This is a genomic window from Enterococcus sp. DIV2419, assembly GCF_051711865.1.
Lineage (GTDB): Bacteria > Bacillota > Bacilli > Lactobacillales > Enterococcaceae > Enterococcus > Enterococcus faecalis.
The window spans coordinates 2,499,317-2,516,190 of the sequence record NZ_JBIONS010000001.1 but is presented as its reverse complement, the minus strand read 5'-3'; the positions used below and the strand labels follow the sequence as shown (position 1 = coordinate 2,516,190).

General features: G+C 38.8%; 14 protein-coding genes. 11 read left to right on the top strand and 3 right to left on the bottom strand.

Annotated elements, in window-relative coordinates:
• Positions 1-41 precede the first annotated feature (41 nt).
• Positions 42-1,568, bottom strand: coding sequence for a UDP-N-acetylmuramoyl-L-alanyl-D-glutamate--L-lysine ligase (locus tag IGI97_RS11785; RefSeq protein WP_141435514.1), 1,527 nt, complete (start codon positions 1,566-1,568; stop codon positions 42-44).
• Between the two features lie 203 nt (positions 1,569-1,771).
• On the opposite strand from IGI97_RS11785, the gene IGI97_RS11780 reads away from it, so the two are divergent.
• From IGI97_RS11780 to IGI97_RS11765, 4 genes are all read left to right on the top strand, one after another.
• Positions 1,772-3,421 carry a putative polysaccharide biosynthesis protein gene (locus IGI97_RS11780; protein WP_002364837.1) on the top strand — a complete coding sequence of 550 codons (1,650 nt, stop codon included), beginning with the start codon at positions 1,772-1,774 and terminating at the stop codon, positions 3,419-3,421.
• 108 nt (positions 3,422-3,529) lie between these two features.
• Positions 3,530-4,264 (top strand): pseudouridine synthase, encoded by a 735-nt coding sequence (locus IGI97_RS11775; RefSeq protein ID WP_174123206.1) that lies wholly within the window; start codon positions 3,530-3,532, stop codon positions 4,262-4,264.
• Positions 4,265-4,397: 133 nt separating this feature from the next.
• A complete protein-coding gene (gene pepV, locus IGI97_RS11770; RefSeq protein ID WP_002358655.1) occupies positions 4,398-5,813 on the top strand; it encodes a dipeptidase PepV in 1,416 nt (471 codons plus the stop codon).
• A 144-nt stretch (positions 5,814-5,957) separates the two neighbouring features.
• Positions 5,958-6,191, top strand: coding sequence for a hypothetical protein (locus IGI97_RS11765; protein ID WP_141435512.1), 234 nt, complete (start codon positions 5,958-5,960; stop codon positions 6,189-6,191).
• 164 nt (positions 6,192-6,355) lie between these two features.
• On the opposite strand, the gene IGI97_RS11760 is transcribed toward IGI97_RS11765, so the two are convergent.
• On the bottom strand, positions 6,356-7,375 hold the full coding sequence (locus IGI97_RS11760; RefSeq protein ID WP_002355505.1) for an acyltransferase family protein: 1,020 nt from the start codon (positions 7,373-7,375) through the stop codon (positions 6,356-6,358).
• 236 nt (positions 7,376-7,611) lie between these two features.
• Here IGI97_RS11760 and IGI97_RS11755 point away from each other — a divergent pair, with 236 nt between their 5' ends.
• From IGI97_RS11755 to IGI97_RS11735, 5 genes are all read left to right on the top strand, one after another.
• Positions 7,612-8,565 carry an ABC transporter ATP-binding protein gene (locus tag IGI97_RS11755; RefSeq protein ID WP_002363150.1) on the top strand — a complete coding sequence of 318 codons (954 nt, stop codon included), beginning with the start codon at positions 7,612-7,614 and terminating at the stop codon, positions 8,563-8,565.
• The gene (locus tag IGI97_RS11750; protein ID WP_002355507.1) at positions 8,566-10,083 is read left to right on the top strand and encodes an ABC transporter permease/substrate-binding protein; all 1,518 of its coding nucleotides are present in this window, start codon (positions 8,566-8,568) and stop codon (positions 10,081-10,083) included.
• Positions 10,084-10,224: 141 nt separating this feature from the next.
• Positions 10,225-10,680, top strand: coding sequence for an arginine repressor (gene argR / locus IGI97_RS11745; RefSeq protein WP_002355509.1), 456 nt, complete (start codon positions 10,225-10,227; stop codon positions 10,678-10,680).
• Between the two features lie 33 nt (positions 10,681-10,713).
• Positions 10,714-12,234 carry a phosphomannomutase/phosphoglucomutase gene (locus IGI97_RS11740; protein ID WP_438738693.1) on the top strand — a complete coding sequence of 507 codons (1,521 nt, stop codon included), beginning with the start codon at positions 10,714-10,716 and terminating at the stop codon, positions 12,232-12,234.
• A gap of 10 nt (positions 12,235-12,244) precedes the next feature.
• Positions 12,245-12,799: a GNAT family N-acetyltransferase gene (locus tag IGI97_RS11735; protein ID WP_438738691.1), complete on the top strand. Its 555-nt coding sequence runs from the start codon at positions 12,245-12,247 to the stop codon at positions 12,797-12,799.
• Positions 12,800-12,923: 124 nt separating this feature from the next.
• On the opposite strand, the gene IGI97_RS11730 is transcribed toward IGI97_RS11735, so the two are convergent.
• On the bottom strand, positions 12,924-13,787 hold the full coding sequence (locus IGI97_RS11730; protein WP_002364824.1) for an RluA family pseudouridine synthase: 864 nt from the start codon (positions 13,785-13,787) through the stop codon (positions 12,924-12,926).
• A gap of 342 nt (positions 13,788-14,129) precedes the next feature.
• Here IGI97_RS11730 and IGI97_RS11725 point away from each other — a divergent pair, with 342 nt between their 5' ends.
• Together IGI97_RS11725 and IGI97_RS11720 are read left to right on the top strand one after the other, a co-directional pair.
• On the top strand, positions 14,130-16,316 hold the full coding sequence (locus IGI97_RS11725) for a PBP1A family penicillin-binding protein (RefSeq protein ID WP_141416902.1): 2,187 nt from the start codon (positions 14,130-14,132) through the stop codon (positions 16,314-16,316).
• 62 nt (positions 16,317-16,378) lie between these two features.
• Complete coding sequence (locus tag IGI97_RS11720; RefSeq protein WP_002355518.1) at positions 16,379-16,720, top strand: YlbF family regulator; 342 nt, start codon at positions 16,379-16,381, stop codon at positions 16,718-16,720.
• Positions 16,721-16,874 lie beyond the last annotated feature (154 nt).

The following is a 16,874-nucleotide window of genomic DNA, read 5'->3' as shown; positions in this document are numbered from 1 at the left end:
TAAGTGGTTGCAGCTTGTTTTTTCATGTGTGTTTAAATGATTTAGTTCTTTTTATTAATGAAAGCTTCCGCAAGGGCAAAGTCTCCTGCGTAAGGTTCATCTACGCCGTTTACTTTTTGATAAAGGTCGGCGCCTTTACCAGCTAAGACAATCGCATCATCAGCCGTTGTGCTTAAAGATAATGCGTGAGCAATTGCTTCGCCACGATCTAAAACGGTGTAAACAGGTATTTCTTTGGTAATATGGGCTTGAATTTCTTGGCAAATTTTTGCTGGATCTTCACTGGCTGGGTCATCGGTTGTTAGGACTGCAACATCAGCCAATTCAGAAAGAACCCTACCAAAGTCTTTGCGGCGAGAAATCGCTTTGTCTCCCGTACTACCGACAAGAACAATTAAGCGGCCGTCAGGATGTTCTTCACGGACAAAGGTTAAAAGATTCTTCAAACTGTCATAGTTATGAGCGTAATCAACATAGACGGTTGCACCGTTGGTATTCGTTAAAGATTCCATCCGGCCAGGGACGGTGGTTGCTGCGATCCCTTGTTGACACTCTTCTTTTGAAGCTCCCACAAGGACACTAGCAATCGCCGCACTTAACGCATTACCTTTGTTAAAATCACCACCTAAACGAAGGTGATAAGAGCCGGCCAATCCTAACGCATCTGCAGGACTTTCAACGATAAAACGTAAGGAATCCTCTGAAGAAACAGCGAATGAATAGTCAACTTCTGGAGCCGGCTGACTGCCATAGACAATGGCTGGGACTTTTTGCTGTTGTGCGGTTTCTTTAAGTAATGGAAAATAATCAGCTTCGTGATTCAACACAATGACTTTAGAATGTGTAATCAATTGACGTTTGCAATAAAAGTAATCGTCAAAGGTTGGATGTTCAATTGGACTGATATGGTCGGGGGTAATGTTTAAAAAAATGCCGACATCAAAAAATAACTTGTAGACACGATTAGTTTTGTAGGCTTGGGAAGAAACTTCCATAATAAAATGAGTCATCCCGTTAGCAACAGCGGTTGCCATCATTCGATACAAGTCCAAAGATTCGGGTGTAGTCAAGGCAGATTTAAAGAATGTTTTGCCATCTAATGTCGAATTCATGGTAGAAAGCAAGGCTGTTTTTTGTTGTGTAGCAACATCTAAAATATATTTGGTGAAATAAGCCGCTGTTGTTTTACCTTTGGTTCCAGTAAAGCCAATCAGTTTTAATTTATTTTGTGGATAATCATAAAAAGCCATGCTTAACACAGCCATTGCTTTTTTAATGTCAGTCACGATAATTCCTAGTTGCGCCGGAACCTCATAAGGCACCTCAGAAACATAGATTTCTAGGCCGTCTTTTACAGCATTTTCTAAATAGATTTCTTTAAAGTTTAATCCTTTACAAAAAAAGAGTGTTTCTGCTGTTACGTCTCTCGAATCGTAAGAAAGAGCCGTTACTTCTCGTTGACCTAACGTGTCGGAAAGAGTCAAGTGCCAGCCTTCTGGTGAAATAAATTCTTTTAATAAATCTTCTTTTTCTAAGCAATCGCGAATTGCGAATAATGAAATCGTCACTTTTTTTGCCTCCAAACGTTTCAACGAAATTTCAAAACTGATGTCATTATAGCATTATTTTTCTTTTAAAAAAACCATCTCGTTAGCGTGAGAAAATCCATGAGAAATGTTAAAATAGGATAATTCTTCGAGAAAGTCGTTGCATATCCCAAGATGAACAATTAAAATAAAGAAAGCATACTCAAAGAATATTGGAGGACAAAATGATCAATCAACCAAATTCAGTTGATCAACCAATCCTGACGAACCAAGAAAAAATGGTCAAAGGCTCAGCTTGGATGACAGCTAGTAATATTATCTCCCGCATGTTAGGGGCGATTTACATCATCCCCTGGTACGCTTGGATGGGCGAGCACGGAAACGAAGCGAACAGTTTGTTTTCAATGGGGTATACGATTTATGCCTTATTCCTAATGATCTCTACCGCCGGAATTCCAGGTGCGATTGCCAAGCAGACCTCGCATTATAATTCATTGAACGAATATAAAATTAGTCGACAGCTTTTTTATCGTGCCTTACAACTAATGGGTGGCTTAGGTGTGGTTTTTGCTATTGTGATGTATTTGGCATCTCCGGCATTAGCAGCTTTGTCTGGCGGAGGGCCTGAATTAGTTCCAACGATGCGTTCATTAAGTTTAGCCGTTTTAGTTTTCCCAAGCATGAGTGTCATTCGCGGTTATTTCCAAGGAAATCAAGAAATGATGCCCTTTGCTTTATCACAAATTGTTGAACAAGTAGCACGAGTTTTTTACATGTTATTAACTGCTTTTATTATCATGAAAGTCTTTGAAGGTAATTACGTTACAGCGGTGACCCAAGCCACTTTTGCGGCATTTATTGGGATGCTCGCAAGTTTTGCGGTTTTAGGTTATTACATGTACAAACAAAAACCATTATTTGATTATTTAGAAGAACACAGCGCCAATGAACATGAAATTGCTCCAAAAGAGTTATTGATTGAAACTTTTAAAGAGGCGATTCCTTTTATCGTAGTTGGCTCAGGGGTAACGGTCTTTAAACTTGTCGATCAGTTTACTTTCTCAAACTTTATGCGTTTGTTTACGGATTATTCAGATACCCAGTTACGAGAGCTTTTCGGTATTTTTAATGCCAATCCGGACAAATTAACCATGATTGTCGTGGCTTTAGCAACTTCGATTTCGGCTACTGGATTACCGTTGATTACAGAAGCGGTCACCTTAAAAAATCACCGTGAGTTAGCGCGTTTGATTAGTAATAATTTACAACTTTTTGTGTTTGTAATGTTGCCAGCAACGTTCGGTATGATTGTTTTAGCGCAACCACTATACACTGTTTTTTACATGCCAGATGCTTTAGGCACTTCTTTATTAGTGCAAGCTTGTTACGCTAGTTTATTCTTGGGCTTGTATATGTTAGTGTCAAATATGTTGATGGGGATGTATGAAAATCGTGACGCAATGCGTTATTTAGGAATTGGTTTAGCTGTGAAATTAATCGTGCAATTCCCCGCAATCCGTTTATTTGAAGTTTACGGTCCGTTATTAGCAACGATGATTGGCTTTACGGTTTCTTGCGTATTGATTCTAAGAAGAATTCGTCAAGTGACACGTTTTAATTACAAATTAACCTTACGGCGAACATTGTTAATGTTCTGTATTACAGTCATCATGATGATTATCGCTTTGATTTTCCGTCAGTTCTTGTATCTATTTTTAGATCCAACTAGACGTTTCCAAGCTTTCATTATCGTTGTAATTGTGGCTGCTGCAGGAGGCGCTTTTTATGGCTATTCGGTCTTGAAGATTCGCTTAGCTGATCGTTTATTAGGGAAAAATGCCGCAAAATTACGTGCAAAATTCAATATTAAATAATAGCTGATTGAACTCCTTTCAGCAGATTCTCTTAAGAGACAAGGCTTGAGACATCGATCGATTCGATTTATGTCCCAAGCTATTTTTTTAAAGGAAAGAGGAATGACGATGCGTTTAGATAAATTTTTAGCCGATGTTGGTATCGGTAGTCGTAAAGAAATCAAACAATTGTTAAAGAAAAAAGTCGTTACGGTGAATGGTGACATCGTAAAAGAAGCCAAAACACAAGTAAATGAAGAAACAGATCAAATTGCCTTGATGGGAGAAATTCTTACGTATCAGAAATTCTTTTATTACATGTTGCATAAACCACAAGGTGTCATTTCTGCGACGGAAGATCAGCGAGATGAAACGGTAATTGACTTGTTAACTGATCAGGATTACCGTGCCGACTTGTTCCCAGTTGGTCGCTTGGATAAAGATACTGAAGGCTTGCTTCTATTAACAAATGATGGCCAGTTAGCGCATCAATTATTATCACCCAAAAAGCATGTGGATAAAGAATATTTAGCTGAAGTTGAGGGACTTGTGACAGCGGAAGATTGTCAACTGTTTGCGCAAGGATTTGCCTTGAAAGATGGAGAAATGGTTAAACCAAGTCGTTTAGTCATTGAGACGATCAATGAGGAAGAAGGGACTTCCGTAGTCCGTTTAGTGATTCAAGAGGGGAAATTTCATCAAGTCAAACGGATGTTAGCCACTGTAGGCAAACCTGTGACGTATTTAAAACGATTACGAATGGGCGAACTATGGTTGGATGAAACGTTAGAACTAGGGGAATATCGGCCCTTAACAGAAGCCGAATTGCAACAACTACAACCTAAACAATCATACCTCAATTAAAATAAACAAAAACCCAGCCCTTTCTGCGGAAAAGATAAAAAATTTCTCGAAAAATAGTGTCGGGTTTCTTTCTTTTTCTGCATAAAATGGTATGATTGACTATGTAGAACTTTATGAATAGGAGTGACAACAAATGACAATTGATTGGACAAAAGAAGTCGAAGCACGTAAAGACGACTTATTAGAAGATTTACAAAACTTATTACGGATCAACAGTGAACGTGATGATGCACAAGCAACACCTGAAGCGCCCTTTGGACCTGGGCCAGTTGCTGGCTTAAAACACATGTTAGCGTATGGTGAACGTGATGGCTTTACGGTGAAAAATGTCGACAATTACGCTGGACACATTGAATATGGTGAAGGCGACGAAACGTTAGGGATTTTTGGTCATATGGACGTTGTTCCTGCTGGTGATGGTTGGGAAACAGATCCTTATGAACCAGTCATTAAAGATGGCAAAATTTATGCACGTGGTGCAAGCGATGATAAAGGCCCAAGTATGGCTGCTTATTACGCAATGAAAATTATCAAAGAATTAGGCTTACCCGTGTCTAAAAAAATCCGTTTCGTAGTAGGAAGTGACGAAGAAAGCGGCTGGGGCGATATGGATTACTATTTCCAACATGAAGAAGCGCCAGATTTTGGTTTCTCACCAGATGCTGAGTTCCCAATTATCAATGGGGAAAAAGGAAATGTGACTATTCGTTTAACTTTCCGAGGCGGTAACGGTGCTGATTATAAATTAGAAAGCTTCAAATCTGGCTTACGTGAAAACATGGTTCCGGGAACAGCAGATGCTGTTGTAACGGCTGCTTCAGCAGACGAAGCGGCTTCACTAGCTGCTAGCTTTGAAACATTCATCAAACAAGAAGCAAAAATTTCAGGTAACGCAGAACTTTCAGATAAAACAGTGACTTTCCATGTAGTTGGTAAAGGTGCTCACGGTGCTAGCCCACAATCTGGAATTAACGCAGCGACTTTCTTGGCAACTTTCTTAAATGATTACAGCTTTGCAGAAGGCGCATACAGCTTTATTAATACCATTGCTGAATTTATCCATGAAGATTTTTATGGCGAAAAATTAGGTGTGGCTTTTGAAGACGAAAAAATGGGTAAATTGACAATGAACGCTGGGATTGTTAACTTTGATCCAGAAAATCCTGAAAATAGCTTAGTAACATTAAACTTCCGCTATCCAAAAGGAACTTCAGCAGAAGAATTACAAGCAAAAGTTCAAGCAACAGTCGGTGAAACGGTCACTGCAACACAAGGAGATCGCAATCAAGAACCGCATTATGTACCAGTTGATGATCCATTGGTGGCAACGTTACTACAAGTTTACGAAGACCATACAGGCGAAAAAGGCCAAGAACAAATCATTGGTGGCGGTACTTATGGCCGCTTATTAAAACGTGGTGTTGCCTATGGCGCAATGTTCCCTGGCTACACAGACACAATGCACCAAGCCAACGAATTTATGGAATTAGATGACTTATTCCGAGCAGCTGCTATTTATGCAGATGCGATTTATCGTTTAGCGAAGTAAAGTAAAAAAGCTGTTTTCGATTTTCGAAAACAGCTTTTTTTTGCAATTTTTGCCTTTTAAAAACCCAAAATCAGAACCGTCAATTTACTGAAAATTTCTTGCAAATCAAAGGATCCCACGATACGATAAATAGGAGAAAAGGCAATGAGTGAAACACTTATTGTTAACTATTTAATCAAAGGACGTGTGAAGATGAACGTAGAAGAATTAGTTCAAAAAGCAAAAGATTTAATTGGAGAAGGCAACGTGGAACATGCGCAACTATTCATTGAAGAACATAAAGATGAATTAGGCGAACACTATCATAAAATTACAGCGATGTTAGCTGATACAACGACCGATGGTTTGTTTGATAAAATTAAAGGATTGTTTCAATAGTTGAAAAAAATCTGAGATAAAAGTGTTTAGCTCCAAAAACCAAGTAGGTACGATGATTTCATTTGTTCATGCTTCACGGTGAAACATTGCAACTCTCGCCGTTTAACAGTTTTTGAGCGTGGAGCAAAAATCCAAAGTGATTTTTGTCCCACGCTCTTCTTTTTTTATTTAACTTTTAACCATTGTTTTGGCAACACATACGCAATTGGATTAAAAAGATAATCCGCTCCCCGTTTCACCACAGGCATATTCGTAATAGCTAAAATGAAGAGGGCTAAGAAGAAAAGTGCCAGGATTCGGAAAGTAAACCATTCTTTAAAGAGTGTGTCTAATTGCAAACCACTTTCCAACAGAATAATTAAGGGCATATGCAAGAGATAAGGGTAGAGGGTATCTTTTCCGAGGGCGCTTAAAGGTAACTTTCGTTTCGGCAATAATGCAAACCAAGAAAGAGACACCAATGCTGCAGCAACGTAAAAGAACAGCTGAATGAAACTACTGTATTCAAAGGCCGGACTAATTTCAGCGTAGGAAGCCCAACCAGTTAAGAAGCCCCAAAATTTCGTTGCCAATGACCATTGACTATTTACAAATAAAAAGGAGCTTAAAATTACGCCTATCGCTGCCCATTTGACTTTGCGATGATCTAAAAAGGTTTGTAGCTTTTGAATATCCATTAAGTAGCCACAATAAAAGAAAGGGAAGAAGCCCAGAGTCCGTCCTAAAGACAAGAAACCTTCCACAGGTAAATAGCCTGAGGCGCAGCCGATAACAATGATGATGGGCAACATGATTTTCGGCTGAACGCGCTGAAGAAAGATGGTAATTAAGTAGAAACTTGCTAAGGAAAGTAAGTACCAAGGAACGCCTGTTTCGTTCAGTAAATCAAAATTCATTTTATTTGCAAAGGCGAAATTAGCAAGCGTAATCAACAACTTCGCTAAGAGATAAAGCCAAACAAAGGAAAGTAAGCGTAGATATTTTCGTTGTTTAATGGCATGTTTACTAAAGAGTCCAGAGACAAAAATAAAGGCTGGCATATGGAATGAATAGATCCAAAAGTTGATCGTTTCCATGAGTCGTGAAGGAGAAGCTTCACGATCTAAAATATGCCCAAAAATCACTAAGAAAATTAAAAAAAGTTTCACGTTGTCCCATTTATAAATTCGCTTGTCGTTTTCCATAACGATCACTCCTTTTAGTAGAAAACAGTTCACTTTTGTTTAAGGCAGAAGAGGACAATTTTTCCATTCATTGAGTAGATAATTGTAGATACGAACCGGCAGCCGTTAAATGAGCCCCCACATACTTGCGCTTAAAACAAAAAATTAGGCAGGATGTTAGTCTTAAATTATACTGAAAGAGTGACGATCCTCCAAAGATTTTGTTTATTAAGAAGTGAAAGATGCGGTGAAAATAAATGATAAAATTTCAAAATGTTTCAAAAGTATATCAAGAAAATGCCGTTTTGTCCGATGTGAATTTAACAATCCAACAAGGCGAATTTTTTGTATTAGTAGGGCCGAGTGGTAGTGGAAAAACGACGACTTTGAAAATGATTAATCGGCTCATTGAGCCAACGACAGGTGAAGTGGCTCTCAATGAACAAGCGGTAACCAATTATCCTTTACGTGAATTACGACTAAAAATTGGCTATGTTCTTCAGCAAATTGCCTTATTTCCTAACTTAACCGTGGCGGAAAATATTGAGTTGATTCCTGAAATGAAAAAATGGCCCAAAGAGCAACGCAGAGAGCGAACCATTGAACTATTGAAAAAAGTTCAGCTGGATCCTGAGGAATATCTGCATCGTAAGCCAGCAGCGCTTTCAGGAGGCGAGCAACAACGTATCGGGATTTTACGCGCCATTGCAGCCGAACCAGAAGTGATTTTAATGGATGAACCTTTTAGCGCGCTAGATCCGATTTCAAGACATCATCTTCAACGTTTGGTGAAAGAACTTCATCAGGAATTAGCGAGTACCATTGTTTTTGTGACCCATGATATGAATGAAGCTTTACTGTTAGGAGAGCGCATCTGTATTATGGACGCTGGCAAAATTATTCAAGTCGATACGCCAGAAGCCATTCAAAAACATCCGAAAAATAATTTTGTCGGTCAATTTTTCAAACAATCTTCACCAGAACTAGCGAACTATTGTGGCGCTGACTTGACTGCATTTTTAGAAGCCGCAGATGAGACGATTGAGCCAGTGCCGACTGTTTTCATGGAAACCAATTTAAAAGAGATTGTCCAACTCATTAATGCGCAAGAGAAAGCAAATTTAGTAGAAAAACAACAAGTTTTAGGGTGTATCACCTCAAAAACGATTACTCGTTTTATGGAACAGCTGTTGGAAAGCGAGGGACAGTAGATGCAAGCACTGATTGAAACTTTTTTCGCTCGAAAAGAAGAATATCTGCAAGCGTTAATCGAGCATATGCAATTGTCCTTTATCTCGTTATTATTCGCTGCGTTGATTGCAATTCCTTTAGCCATTTATTTAACGAGTCATCGTAAGTTAGCGGAAAGTCTGTTACAAGTGACTGGGATTTTCCAAACCATCCCTTCTTTAGCCTTGCTAGGCTTACTGATTCCGTTAATTGGTATTGGTCGACCACCGGCAATTGTTGCGCTAGTGATTTATGCCTTATTCCCAATTTTACAAAACACCTATACTGGTTTGACGGAAATTGATCCTTCGTTAGAAGAAGCCGCAGAAGCATTTGGGATGAGTAAAAAAGAAAAACTGTTTAAGTTTGAGTTGCAAATGGCGTTACCATTTATTATTTCTGGGATTCGAACGGCTACCGTTTTAATTATTGGTACGGCCACGTTGGCGGCGTTAATTGGAGCAGGTGGTTTAGGGACCTTCATTTTATTAGGAATTGATCGAAATAATTTATCGTTGATTTTTATTGGAGCTCTTTCATCAGCTGCACTAGCAGTCTTATTTAATTATGGAATTCATTGGTTGGAAAAAGCGAATGGACGGCGACTAATCATTGGCGGTACTATTTTAGGCCTTTTGTTAGGTGGTTCATTTTTCTGGAATCAACAAACTTCTTCAAAGGAAAAACAGCTGACAATTGCTGGCAAATTAGGAGCGGAACCAGATATTATTATTAATATGTATAAAGCCTTAATTGAAGAAAATAGCGACATTCAGGTGACGTTAAAGCCAAACTTTGGCAAGACTACTTTTTTATATAATGCCTTGAAATCAGATGAAATCGATCTTTATCCGGAATTTACAGGAACAGTAATCGAAACCTTTTTAAAAAATCCTCCTCAGCTAGACAATCAACCTCAAGTAGTCTATGAAGCGGCACGCGCTGGCTTGAAAAAACAAGAAAACCTTACTTTGTTGAAACCGATGCGCTATGAAAATACGTATGCCGTCGCAGTTAAGCGCTCATTTGCAAAAGCGCATCAATTAAAAACGATTAGTGATTTACAGAAAATCAGCAATCAGTTGAAAGCAGGTTTTACGTTAGAATTTATTGATCGGCAAGATGGTTATAAGGGATTACAAGAAAAATATCATTTAAATCTGAATGTCCAATCGATGGAACCGGCGTTACGCTATCAAGCGATTAATAATGGTGAGGTAAATGTGATTGATGCCTATTCAACGGATAGTGAATTGAGACAATACGATTTAGTAACGTTAGAAGATGATCAAGCGCTATTTCCGCCTTATCAAGGAGCACCACTTATTAAAACAGCAACGTTGGAAAAATATCCAGAATTAGCAGAAATATTGAATAAATTGGCAGGAAAAATTAGCGAAGAAGAAATGAGTGAAATGAATTATCAAGTCAATGTGGAGGGGCAAGACCCTAGCATAGTGGCGAAAGACTATTTAAAAGAAAAGAATCTTCTTAAATAAGTATTTTTTACTGAAAAAGACTGGTATATAAACATTTATCCAGTCTTTTTCAGATAAATAAAGAGTTTAATGTGAAAAGTACCTGTATTTTTGCTCATTTTTGGATATAATAAAAGAAATGAATGGAGAGGAGTGGTCTATATGAAAAAAGCAGAACGTCAACGTTTGATTAAACAATTAATTATGCAACAAGAAATTGAAACACAAGATGAATTAATCACTCGTTTGGAAGAACTTGGCGTCCGAGCCACTCAAGCGACTGTTTCAAGAGATATCCGTGAAATGAGTATTGTTAAAACACATGGTGCAGATGGTCGTGTCAAATATGCAATTTTTTCTCAAGCACAAGGCACAAGCAGTGAAGAGAAATTACGAGAATCAGTAAAAGATTCAGTTGTTCGAATGGAGCGAGTACAATTTATTGTCATCTTGCATACAGAGATGGGAAATGCCGATGTGGTGAGTAACTTTTTAGATGAAGTAGCTTATCCAGAAGTGGCTGGTACAGTGGCTGGTGCGGATACGATTATTGTGATTACACGTTCAGAAGAGGATGCGGAACACTTTATCGAACGCATCGAAAATATGATTTTTTAAAATTGAAAGCATCAATAGAAGGGAGTTTTTTTCTTGGTGGAATTGAAAGCGCTACAAAATGGTTCGGATATTCGGGGAATTGCTTTGGATACGGAAGAGCAAACTGCAACATTAACCGCAACAGCAGTAGCCGAGATTGCGGTGGGCGTGGTTCGTTGGTTACAGGACAAAAAACAGCTGCCACGAAAGGCACAACAGCGCCTGACAATTGCAATCGGACATGATAGTCGTCTAACGGCGGAGCCGATTAAGCAAGCATTAGTAGATACGTTTCTTTCATTAGGTATTCAGGTGATTGACGTTGGTTTAGCTACGACGCCTGCTATGTTTATGGCTACTCAATTTCCAACGCTTCAATGTGATGCAGCGATTATGATCACAGCTAGCCATTTGCCTTATTACTTTAATGGTTTGAAGTTCTTCACAGCAGAAGGTGGAGCAGAGAAAGAAGATATTCGGTATATTTTATCTCATACTGATCCGCTGACGGCCAATGAAAATGGCACACTGATGAAGCAAGAGTTACTGCCAATTTATGCGGAGCATTTGGTGGCAAAAATCCGCCAAGGAATTCATTCGCCAGAAGAGAAACCTTTACAGGGCTTTCGAATTATCGTTGATGCGGGTAATGGGGCTGGGGGCTTCTTTGCAGAGCAGGTTCTTCAAGTTTTGGGCGCTGATACGACGGGATCACAGTTTTTAGAACCAGATGGGCATTTTCCTAATCATGTACCTAATCCAGATAATTCTGAAGCAATGAAAAGTATTCAAACAGCTGTTTTAGCTAATCAGGCAGATTTGGGCATTATTTTTGATACAGATGTAGATCGTTCGGCCGTGGTGGACCAATCAGGTGAGGTACTAAACCGAAATAATTTAATTGCTGTTTTAGCGGCAATCGTTTTAAAAGAAGCGCCTGGTAGTTATATTGTGACAAATTCGCCAACCTCAAGTCATTTAAAAACATTTATTGAAGAAAAAGGCGGCCAACAGATTCGTTATATTTCTGGTTACCGAAATGTCATTAATAAAATGATTGAATTGAATCATGGGGGCTTTCAGACACCGTTAGCCATCGAAACCAGTGGTCATGCAGCATTTCAAGAAAACTACAATCTGGATGATGGTGCATATGTCGTGGCGAAAATTTTAATGTTGTTACCAGAATTGAAACAAAATAATCAAACGTTAGGTGATCTAATTGCCACATTGAAGCAACCAGCAGAAACCAACGAATTTCGCTTTAAAATTACTGCGGAGAATGTTACTTGTTATGGGCAACAAGTCTTGCGAGACTTTGAATTGTTTGTAGAAAATCAAGCAGACTTTGCTGTGGACCGTGAAAACCAAGAAGGTGTTCGGGGAAACGTGTCTGGTCAATATGGCAGTGGGTGGTTTTTGCTACGCTTAAGTCTGCATGAACCGTTGCTTGTTCTTCAGGTAGAGAATGACCAAAGCGATAAAAATGCATGTGTCATCGAAAAAATTGCCACTTTTTTACAAAAATACGAGGAAATAGATAGTCAGCAAATAGAAAATAATTTAGGAAATTAAAGGTGTTCTTATGGAAAATGTTTTAAAAGGAAAACACGTTGGCTTTTCTCATTTTAGAGAAGAATATATCGAACATATTGCAAAGCAGCAATGGGATAATGAATTGCTTCGGCATTTGAGCTGGGATGCTTTACATCCGTGGGAGCTTGAAGAATGGAAAGATTTCACAATTAATAAAGGAGAAGATGATCGATTTCTATTTGCTATTTTAGAAAATACGACAGAGGAATTTATTGGTTGGGTTTCGTTGTCTGATGTACAGTTGAAAAATAGAGGGGCCAATTTAGGGATTGCTATTTTACAAAAAGAGCAACGTGGTCAAGGATATGGCTTTGAGGCGGTGTCTTTAATTTGTAAATTTGCTTTTTATGAATTGGGCTTGCACAAAATCAGATTAGCTGTCAATAGTAACAATCAAAAAGCGATTCATGTTTATGAAAAAGTAGGCTTTAAAAAAGAAGGAATTGATAGAGAAGCGTTATTTCAAGATAGCCAATGGCTGGATATCTACAATTACGGAATTTTACAAAAAGAGTGGCTACAAATGATTAAGGCTGAGAGTTAGCTCAGGAACTGTTTAACACCAAGACACTGAGCAAACGCAGATATGCCGTTCTCAACAGTGAATGTGCGGTAAAATAAAAAAAGCAGAAGAAATCGGATGGTAACCGCCGATTTCTTCTGTTTTTTTACCATAGGCCAGGCGCTGCAGTCACAACGATTTGTTTTTTTGTAAACGGATGGAGTAAATGAAGTTGTGAAGCATGGAGCATTAAACGAGCTGCCTGCGATTTTGGGTTGTATAACGGATCACCAATAATTGGATGCCCTTCGCTAGCTAAATGGACCCGAATTTGGTGCGTCCGACCTGTTTCTAAAACACAGGTAACTGCAGTTTGATTATTAGAAAGAGCTTGGACCACTTGGACATGTGTAATCGCTGAATCCCCTTTTTGAGGATCAATCCGTCGTTTCCGGCGATCATGTCGATCACGACCGATCGGCTGATTGATTGTCTGCTCTTTTTGGTTAAAGTGACCAGCCACAATCGCTTGATATTGGCGGTAAATTTGTTTTGTTTCTAATAAACGCCCTAAAATAGGTAAGACAAAAGGATTTTTAGCAAAGACAATCGCACCACTGGTTTCTTTATCTAATCGATGAACGACATAAGGGACCTGATTTTTCTCAGCTAAATAGGCAGCAACATGATTTAACAAGGTGTCTGTTTCCTGTGGCTGATTTGGATGGGTTTTAATGCCATAAGGTTTATTTACAATCATTAAATGTTCGTCTTCATATAAAACCTTCACACGCGTTGCTTCCCCCAAATGAATAGTGGGACGCACATAATCGGTTTCTTCAAACGTTAAGGTGACACAATCGCCAGCTTGAACTGGAAAATGAAAAGCAGCTGTTTCTCCGTTGATTTTGACATTTTTTCGCGTGCGTAAAAAATGGCGCACTTTTCGAGGGACTAGCCACTCATTTTCTAATAGTTCTTTTACAGTCATTGTTGAAAAATTTTCAGGTAATCTCATTGAATATTCCACCAAATCCCACCTTTCACTGATTCGCTATTTAGTGTAACAAAGCTACTCAAAAGGTCAAGTCAGAACGGAAAAAAAGCTGAAATTTGTTAGAAAGGCAGTTCCTTGAGAGATTCTTAAACAAATTTACATAAAAAACGAAGAAAAGCATGATAGAATAGAGGCTAAATAAAGACTCGTTTCTAAGCGTAAGCAATTATTTACCTCTAGTGAAGGCCATATTTCCTTTGCTACAGCGAAAAGACCATTGAAATTGTTTTTCAAGAATTTTTCATGCTTTAGACCTAGGTCGTACCCACAAGAATATGGTAGACTTAGCCAAGAAACGTAAACAGAGGGAGTACTATGGACAATCTTAAACAATTTTTTAGTAAAGTCGGTGTCGGATTACGTCATTTTTGGACGTGGATAAAGCCTTATTTAATACAATTCCATCAAGCCAGAAAGCGGATTTGGAAAAAGTATCAAATCAATAAAATTTTCTTGTTAATTGGTTTGGTAGTCGCTTTAGGTGCCAGTATTTATTTATTTTACTTAGCCAAGTCCGCAAACGTTGAGACCCTAAAATCGGGGCTAAGTGAATCAACACGCGTTTATGATGAATCAGGAAAAGAAGTCGGAAAATTATTCGGACAAAAAGGGACTTTTGTGGAACTGGATAATATTTCTCCTTATATTCAAGATGCGGTTATTTCAACTGAAGATCGCGGATTTTATCAACATAAAGGGTATTCCATCAAAGGGATTGCCCGTGCGGTTGTTGGAAAATTGACCTTTGGGAAAATCGGTGGCGGTGGTGGCGGAAGTACAATTACGCAGCAATTAGCCAAAAATGCTTACTTAACGCAAGAGCAAACGTTAGATAGGAAAGCCAGAGAATTATTCTTAGCGATTGAAATCGAAAAGAAATATTCGAAAAAAGATATCTTAGCAATGTATTTAAATAATTCTTATTTTGGTAATGGTGTCTGGGGCGTGCAAGATGCAGCTCGTAAATACTTTGGCGTGGATGCGTCCCAAGTTACAGTGGGGGAAGCCGCAACGCTAGCGGGCATGTTAAAAGGGCCAGGAATCTATAACCCAATTGATTACATTGACAATGCCACAGCGCGACGGAATACCGTTTTACAACTTATGGTCGACAATAAAAAACTGTCTCAAGAAGAAGCCAATCAAGAAGCGAGTGTTAACTTAGCGAGTCTATTAAATGACACCTATGTTGGCGACGAAAATAGTTACAAATATCCATATTATTTTGATGCGGTAATTGATGAAGCGGTCAATCGTTATAAATTTAAAGAAGAAGATATTTTAAATAAAGGCTACAAGATTTACACTTCTTTAAATCAGGGGTATCAAGATGCGATGGATGCAACTTATAAAAATGATGCACTATTTCCACCCAATGCAGAAGATGGTGCCATGGTTCAAAGTGGCTCTGTAGCCATTGATCCGAAAACCGGCGGCGTGCAAGCACTGGTGGGCGGTCGAGGAGAACACGTTTATCGAGGCTTTAACTTTGCAACGCAAACAAAACGTTCACCAGGCTCGTCCTTAAAACCAATTTCTGTCTATACACCAGCTTTAGAGGCTGGCTATAAACCAGACTCTGTTTTAGAAGATAAACCACAAGATTATTATCCAGCGCAAAACTATAGCCGAACGTACAGTGGAGAAGTTCCTATGTACCAAGCCTTAGGAGAAAGCTTAAATTTACCAGCGGTATGGTTATTACATCAAATTGGTTTAGATAAAGGCTATGAAAAAACAGAGAAATTTGGTATTCCATTATCAGAAAAAGATCGATATTATGGTTTAGCACTTGGGGGATTACAAACGGGTGTTTCGCCACTAACCATGGCGGGAGCTTATAGTGCCTTTGCCAATGAAGGCTATAAAACTGAAACGCATTTAATTACAAAAATCGTCGACTCAACTGGCGCAATTGTAGTTGATAATACTAAAGTCAAGAAAGAGCAAGTCATTACCAAAGATGTTGCAGATGGGATTACAAGTATGCTACTAGGGGTCTTTAGTTCTGGGAGCGGGGTCAACGCACAACCAGCAGGCTACGTAATGGCTGGTAAAACAGGTACGACAGAAACCAACTTCGATAGTAGTAAAACGAACGATCAGTGGGTGATTGGTTATACACCAGAAGTTGTCATTGCTACTTGGCTAGGCTTCCAAGAAACCAGTAAAACCCATTATCTGGAAGGTAGTAGCGCCACATATGCCTCTCAGGTGTTCAACAGTCAAGCTAGTGGCATCTTGCCTGAAGTTAAACAAGCACAATTTCCTGTCGCGGATGCTTATGCCACAGGTGGGAAAGTTGTTGATAGCAACGATAGTTTAACCGGTGGTGCCAATTCTAATTGGCGGGATAACTTAAAAGACTTTGGAAACTCTGTTCAAGATGGCGCTAGCAATTTCGGAGATACATTGAATGAAGTTGGGGGACAAATTAAAGACGGCGCGAAAAAAGTCAAAGACAAGATTGAAGGAATTTTCGGAGGCTTATTAGGAAATTAGTTGGGAAAACCTAAGAGAAATGGTACAATAAAGATGAAACTATTGAGAAAAGAGGGATTCCATTGAGTAACATTTATGATACAGCCAATCAGATTGAACGTGAACTACGTGAGTTAGACGAATTTAAAGCATTACAAGCAGCGTATGAAGAAGTAAAAGCAGACGAAGCAGCTTACACATTGTTTAAAGAATTCCAAGGATTCCAACAAGGACTTCAAGAAAAACAAATGCGCGGCGAAGAATTCACGGATGAAGATGCTGAAAAAGCACAAAGCATTGCAACGAAAGTGCAAGAAACAGCAGTTATCAACGAATTAATGCAAAAAGAACAAGCGTTTAGCTTAGTTGTCAATGATTTAAACCGAATTATCATGACTCCTGTGCGTGATATGTATAACGATTAATTTACGTAATTGAACTCTGACAAGTTGTCTATAAGACAATTTGTCAGAGTTTTTCTTTTACTGAAAATAAAAAAACGAACAAATTTTCGTATGTTTTTACTGACCAAGCTGGCAGAAAATGATATGATAAAGGAAGGAGAAAAGGAGGGGAAAC

Excerpts from the sequence above, each read along its gene's own strand:
- IGI97_RS11780 (WP_002364837.1), top strand. The coding sequence starts at position 1,772 with ATGATCAATCAACCAAATTCAGTTGATCAACCAATCCTGACGAACCAA.
- IGI97_RS11775 (WP_174123206.1), top strand. The coding sequence starts at position 3,530 with ATGCGTTTAGATAAATTTTTAGCCGATGTTGGTATCGGTAGTCGTAAA.
- pepV (WP_002358655.1), top strand. The coding sequence starts at position 4,398 with ATGACAATTGATTGGACAAAAGAAGTCGAAGCACGTAAAGACGACTTA.
- IGI97_RS11765 (WP_141435512.1), top strand. The coding sequence starts at position 5,958 with ATGAGTGAAACACTTATTGTTAACTATTTAATCAAAGGACGTGTGAAG.
- IGI97_RS11760 (WP_002355505.1), bottom strand. The coding sequence starts at position 7,375 with ATGGAAAACGACAAGCGAATTTATAAATGGGACAACGTGAAACTTTTT.
- IGI97_RS11755 (WP_002363150.1), top strand. The coding sequence starts at position 7,612 with ATGATAAAATTTCAAAATGTTTCAAAAGTATATCAAGAAAATGCCGTT.
- IGI97_RS11750 (WP_002355507.1), top strand. The coding sequence starts at position 8,566 with ATGCAAGCACTGATTGAAACTTTTTTCGCTCGAAAAGAAGAATATCTG.
- argR (WP_002355509.1), top strand. The coding sequence starts at position 10,225 with ATGAAAAAAGCAGAACGTCAACGTTTGATTAAACAATTAATTATGCAA.
- IGI97_RS11735 (WP_438738691.1), top strand. The coding sequence starts at position 12,245 with ATGGAAAATGTTTTAAAAGGAAAACACGTTGGCTTTTCTCATTTTAGA.
- IGI97_RS11725 (WP_141416902.1), top strand. The coding sequence starts at position 14,130 with ATGGACAATCTTAAACAATTTTTTAGTAAAGTCGGTGTCGGATTACGT.